At 28.7% G+C, this 6,585-nt stretch carries 5 protein-coding genes and 1 other annotated feature; of the genes, 2 read left to right on the top strand and 3 right to left on the bottom strand.

The annotated features are described in order from the left end of the window. Nucleotides 1-49: 49 nt before the first annotated feature. The gene (locus Q1J60_RS04915; RefSeq protein ID WP_300259167.1) at nt 50-1,126 is read right to left on the bottom strand and encodes a M24 family metallopeptidase; all 1,077 of its coding nucleotides are present in this window, start codon (nt 1,124-1,126) and stop codon (nt 50-52) included. Nucleotides 1,127-1,300: 174 nt separating this feature from the next. On the opposite strand from Q1J60_RS04915, the gene Q1J60_RS04920 reads away from it, so the two are divergent. Next, nucleotides 1,301-1,999, top strand: coding sequence for a metallophosphoesterase family protein (locus Q1J60_RS04920; RefSeq protein WP_300259168.1), 699 nt, complete (start codon nt 1,301-1,303; stop codon nt 1,997-1,999). A gap of 138 nt (nt 2,000-2,137) precedes the next feature. Here Q1J60_RS04920 and Q1J60_RS04925 read toward each other — a convergent pair whose 3' ends face one another. Next, on the bottom strand, nt 2,138-3,352 hold the full coding sequence (locus tag Q1J60_RS04925) for a cytochrome b5 domain-containing protein (RefSeq protein ID WP_300259170.1): 1,215 nt from the start codon (nt 3,350-3,352) through the stop codon (nt 2,138-2,140). A 105-nt stretch (nt 3,353-3,457) separates the two neighbouring features. After that, nucleotides 3,458-3,698 (top strand) — a binding site (T-box leader). Between the two features lie 64 nt (nt 3,699-3,762). Here Q1J60_RS04925 and asnS point away from each other — a divergent pair. Further along, nucleotides 3,763-5,160: an asparagine--tRNA ligase gene (asnS, locus tag Q1J60_RS04930; RefSeq protein WP_300259172.1), complete on the top strand. Its 1,398-nt coding sequence runs from the start codon at nt 3,763-3,765 to the stop codon at nt 5,158-5,160. A gap of 105 nt (nt 5,161-5,265) precedes the next feature. On the opposite strand, the gene Q1J60_RS04935 is transcribed toward asnS, so the two are convergent. Next, nucleotides 5,266-6,585: leucyl aminopeptidase (locus tag Q1J60_RS04935; RefSeq protein WP_300259174.1), on the bottom strand; the 1,320-nt coding region annotated here is incomplete at its 5' end.

The raw sequence follows: 6,585 nt of genomic DNA on the forward strand, positions 1-6,585 counted from the left end.
ATGGTATGTATCAAAATATTTTTGATACATACCATTTTTCTTTAAAGTACTATTTAATAACAATTAATTCTTTATTTAAATGATTTAATCTTTCACATCCATCTTCAGTTACTAATACTAAATCCTCTATTCTTACTCCCATATCTCCTTGAAGATATATTCCTGGTTCTACTGAAAAAATCATACCTGGTTTAACTTCATCAGTATTAGTTGATCCAACATCACCAAAATCATGAGTTTCTATTCCTATTGAATGTCCTGTTCTATGAGTAAAATATTTTCCATACCCTTTATCTTCTATAACCTCTCTAGCAGCTTTATCTATATCACAGAATCTAACTCCTGGTTTAATCATATCTATAGCTTTTTTATTAGCTTCTAAAACTGTATTGAATATTTCTTTTTGGTGTTCTGTTGGCTCACCAAAGAATACACATCTAGTCATATCTGAACAGTAATAGTCTTTTCTACATCCAGTATCTATTAGAACTCCCATACCTTTTTCTAATTTTTGTTCTCCTGATTCTGCATGCGGATCTGCTGCATTAGTTGCAAAAGCAACAATTGGCTCAAATGAATATCCTTGACATCCATATTCAGCATAACCTTTTCCTAAAACTTCAACTACTTCTTTTTCAGTCATGCCTTCTTTTAAACTCTTTATAGCTTTATCTACTACAATATCATTTATTCTTGAAGCTTCTTTCATTAAAGCTATTTCTTCATCATCTTTTCTCATTCTAACTCTATCAACTACAGGAGATCCATTAACAAATTTCTTCGCTGAGTTTCTATCCAATAATTGAATTAAGAAATGCGCTTTCCAATCTTTATCTATTCCTAATACTTGTTCATGATCTATTATCTTATCTAAAATATCTATTGGATTCATAGTATCGTTATACCATAAAATATCAACACCTAAGTCCTCATTTATTGGAAATAATTCATTTACTATAAATTTTTGTTCACCCTCTGTATTTAAGTAAAGTGTTATCATTCTTTCTCCAGGTGATATCCATTTACCTGTTAAATAAAATATTGATGCAGGTGAAGAAACTAACATTTGAGGTATATTATTTGCTTTCATAGCTTCTAAAATTCTTTTTACTCTTCCTTCTTTCATATCGATCGCTCCTCTCTAATAGTTAAAATTCTTTAAATAAATTATATCATAATTTGAAATTATCTAATAATATCCATATATTTGTTATTTATAATATTTATTTTTTTCATTTTGTCCACTAAATTGTTATATAATATTTATAGTAAATTTTTTAACAAATAGGAGGCCTTAAAATTGAGAATAGCAGTAATATCAGATATACATGGAAACTTATATGCCTTAAGAACAGTTTTAGAAGATATAGATAACCAAAATATTGATTCTATAATATGCTTAGGAGATTTAGTTGGTTATGGACCTCATCCTAATGAAGTAATAGCTCTTATAAAAAGAAGAAATATTTTATGTTTAAAAGGAAATTATGATGCTTCTGTTGTAGATAATGACTATACATATATTAGAGATACAGACATAAACTCCTTTTCTCTTCCTTGGACAGTTGAAGAATTAAGAACATCTAATAGATATTATTTAGATAACTTACCTAATGATCTTTCAATGAATGTATGTGGAAAATCAATAAAATTTGTCCATGGTAGTCCAAGAAAAATAAACGAATATTTAAGTGAAGATTATTCTAAATTAGATGAAATAATGAATGATATTAAGGAAGATGTATTGGTTTGTGCTCATACCCATATTCCATACGCTAAGAAAATAGGTAATAAGGTTATTATAAATGATGGTAGTGTTGGTAAGCCTAAAAATGGTAAACCTCATGCTACTTATGTTATATTAGATTTTTCAAATGAATTTAAATTAAAGGTAGAAATGAAAACTATCCCTTATGAATTTAAAAGAACTATGAAAGATATGGAATTAAAAAACTTCCCACAAAAATTGATATATTCTTATGAATTTGGTAAAGAATAAATAAAAAGCTAGATTAAACTTAAACTACTATATTTAAAGAAACTAGAATTTAAAGTACTTTGTGTAAATAAAACTTTATAAAATTCTCTATTTAAGTTTAATAATATGTAGTTCATAAGTTAATCTAGCTTTTATTTTTTAATAATTATTTAAACTACAAGTTAAAACTCCTGCAACTTTTAGATTTTTCAAATGAGATTTATCATTCCCATAAACCTCTTTATATTCTCCTGTTAAATCACACCCTACTTTTATGTTTTTTTCTTGCCACTTATCTACATCAGTTAAATCATATACTGTTCCAAATATAGCTATATAAGGTGGTTTTCCATTTTGCCCATTATAGTTACTAAGTTCATTTATATTAAATTCATTAATATCATTAATTTCTTCAACAGTCACTCTGTCATATATAACTGTTCCAACTATAGGTAATTTAGCTAATAAGCTTTCATTCTCATTATGACATTCATTAAATTCTTTAGTAATATCAGAACCTAAATTCAATGAATTATGTGGACTTTCTTTAAAAATTTCTTCATTTGTAACATCATATATTATTCCATTAACTGCTATATAAGCTAGATTTCCATTTTTTCCATTATATTTTGCTAATTCCTCTAAGGTTAAATCCTTAAGATTACCTTGAATATATTTTCCTCTTTGACTTTCTTTAAAATCATGTAATATTGCTACTTCTTTAACTCCTTTTAAAATCTCCTTCTCTTCCCTATAATACTTATTAAATTCCCTAGTAATATCAGTTCCTAATTTTAAACTTTTGCTAGATAATAATTCTAAAATTGATAAATTAGTTATATCATAAATTACTCCTTCAATAGCTATATATGCTGGATTTCCATCCTCTCCATTATATTTTTTAAGTTCTTCTGAACTCATTATTTTAAGCCTTTTTTGTGGATAATATTCTTCTAAGCCTTCCTTAATTTCAACTTCTTCTGGCTCTGCTAAAAGACCTATAATAGGAGTATTATCTAATATAGCTTTATCTTGATTATATAATTTATTGAACTCATTTGTTACATCTCTACCTAGCCTTAAGTCATTATATGGATTTTGTTTAAATAATTCTATATTTGAAACATCATATATAATACCATCTATAGAAATGTATGCTGGATTTCTATTTTCACCATTAAAATATGATAATTCCTCCTTTGTCAGAATAAGCATATCACTAGTCTCTTCTCTTATACAATCACTTTTAAAACTTCCAAAAATTTCTTCTATTTTTTCTTTATATATTCTAGCTTGATTATTTTTTCCAGCTAAAGTCATTAAATATTTCAATTTATTTATTTGTTCAAACTTTTCTTCAAAAAAATTGCACATAAAAACTCCTATATTACATACTATATCTATATATTTCTATGTAGTTAATATTGCAAATGTTAATGTTTTATTGTAAAATCATTATTAATCGAACTAAATATGATTTTATTTACTATGAAGAGAAGAGTAATCTTAGGAAGTAACTCTCAGCGAGCAGATTATGGTGTGAGTTCTGCAGTGTATCCTATTTTGAAAAACATCTCTGAGTTTCTAACCGAAATCCCTTTAGGAAAGTAGATTTAGACGGTTTCAGGCCGTTATACTTGAATAACATTTTTGTGTTAATAAAGCCGGCTATTTTATAGCAATTTGGGTGGTACCGCGAATAATGCCATTCGTCCCATTAATTATGTGGATGAATGGCTTTTTTATTTGGAATAAAACTTAATTAAGAAAGAGAGGAAATAATAATGAAAGATGTAGTTTTAGTAAAAAGTCTTTACAGAAACACTAGTGAATATAGTGATAAGAAAGTAAAAATCTCAGGTTGGATAAGAACTTTAAGAGCATCAAATGCTTTTGGATTTATAGAAGTTAACGATGGTTCATTCTTCAAAAATGTTCAAGTAGTTTTTGATAGTGATAAGATAGAAAACTACAAAGAAATTTCTAAATTACCTATAAGTTCATCAATATCAGTTATAGGAACTTTAGTTGAAACTCCTGATTCAAAACAACCATTTGAAATTCAAGCAGAAAAAATAATAGTAGAAGGAATGTCAGATTCAGATTATCCTCTACAAAAGAAAAGACATACTTTTGAGTACTTAAGAACAATAGCTCACTTAAGACCAAGAAGTAATGCTTTTTCAGCTACATTCAGAGTAAGAAGTGTTGCAGCTTATGCTATCCATAAGTTCTTCCAAGATCAAGGATTTGTTTACACTCATACTCCAATATTAACTGGTTCAGACTGTGAAGGTGCTGGAGAAATGTTTAGAGTAACAACTTTAGACATGATGGCTCCTCCTATAGCTGAAGAAGGTGGAATTGACTTTTCACAAGATTTCTTCGGAAAAGAAACTAACCTTACAGTTTCAGGACAATTAAATGCTGAATGTTTTGCTTTAGCATTTAGAAACATCTATACATTTGGTCCTACATTCAGAGCTGAAAACTCAAACACAGTAAAACATGCTGCTGAATTCTGGATGATAGAACCTGAAATGGCTTTTGCTGATTTAATAGATGACATGGAAGTTGCTGAAAATATGTTAAAATACGTTATAAAATACGTTATGGATGAATGTCCAGAAGAAATAGCTTTCTTCAACCAATTTGTTGATAAAGGCTTATTAGAGAGATTAAACCATGTTGTAAACTCAGAATTTGGAAAAGTTACTTATACTGAAGCTGTTAGATTACTTCAAGAATCAGGTAAAGAATTTGAATATCCTGTTGAATGGGGAATAGATCTTCAAACTGAACATGAAAGATATTTAACAGAGCAAATATTCAAAAAACCTGTATTTGTAACTGACTATCCAAAAGATATTAAAGCATTCTACATGAGATTAAATGAAGACGGAAAAACAGTTGCTGCTATGGATTGCTTAGTTCCTGGAATAGGAGAAATCATAGGTGGTAGCCAAAGAGAAGAAAGACTTGATGTATTAAAAGCTAGAATGGCTGAATTAAACTTAAATGAAGAAGATTACTGGTGGTATTTAGAGCTTAGAAAATACGGTGAAACTATTCATTCAGGATTTGGTCTAGGTTTCGAAAGATTAATCATGTACATTACTGGAATGGCTAACATAAGAGACGTAATACCATTCCCAAGAACTACTGGTACTGCAGAATTTTAAAAAAGAAGTGGATTATTCCACTTCTTTTTTAATTTATAAAATAAATTCTTATTGTTTCACTATTAGCTTTTAAAATTAATAAAAGTTACATCATACCTTTTATATTTATTTACACCTTCTATTAGCTAATTCATATAAAGTTCTAACGCCTACACCTGTGCCTCCAGCAGCACAATAATCTCCCTTTTTCTCTGAGAATGCTGGGCCAGCTATATCTAAGTGTAACCATGGTTTATTTTGAACAAATTCACCAATAAATAATCCTGCTGTTATTGTACCTGCATACTTTCCACCTATATTTTTTAAATCTGCTATATTAGATTTTATAGATTTGCTATAATCTTCAAAATTAGGCATTTGCCATACCTTTTCTCCAGTATCATAAGCAGCATCTCTTAGTTCCCCATAAAATTCATCCTTATTAGTTATTACAGCTGTGACATTCTCTCCTAAGGAAACTACTGCTGCCCCAGTTAATGTAGCCACATCTATGATTTCACTAGCATTTTCCTTTTCTATAGCATAAGTTACAGCATCTATTAAAGTAAGTCTTCCTTCAGCATCTGTATTTAATATTTCTATAGTTTTTCCTGCCATAGATCCTATTATGTCTCCTGGCTTATATGCATGACCTGATATTAAATTTTCACAAGCAGCTACTACAGCTACTACATTTATTTTTAAATTTCTTTTAGCTATGGCACTTATAGCACCTATAACAGAAGCAGCTCCACCCATATCAGCTTTCATTGTCACCATTCCAGCATTAGTTTTTAAAGAATAACCACCTGAATCATATGTTAGTCCCTTTCCTACTAATGCTAACCTTTGATCCATATTATCCTTATCTCCAAAGTATCTCATAACTATAAGTCTAGGTAAATTATCTGATCCCTTTCCTACAGATAAGAAAGATTCCATTTTTAATTCTTCTATTTGCTTTTCATCAAATACTTCAACTTCAAAGCCATATTTAGAACCTATGTTTTTAACCTCTTTACCCAGAGTTTCTGGATAAATATTATTTGCAGGTTCATTTACTAAATCTCTTGCTAAGCAAGTAGTCTCCGAAAGAAGAATAGCCTCATTAACAGCTTTCTCACAACTCTCTAAATCTTCTTCCTTTATATTGTGCCCACCAATATGAACTGTAACTTCTAATTCTTCTTTTTTATCACTCTTATATTTATTAAATGAATATGATCCTAAGGATAATCCTTCAACCATTGCTTTTAAAGTATTTTCTAATCCAATAGACTCTACTGAATCAAATCTTAAAAATACACTTTTACTTTTTAATCTCTTAATCTCATTTACTGCCTTACCAAAAACTCTTCTAATTTTTTCTTTAGTTATCTCTTTTTCTTTTCCAAGACCTAGTAATATAATATCTTGTATATTATTCTCAGTTGCTCTAGTTATATT

It is taken from the genome of Clostridium sp. (genome assembly GCF_029258205.1).
GTDB lineage: Bacteria > Bacillota > Clostridia > Clostridiales > Clostridiaceae > Sarcina.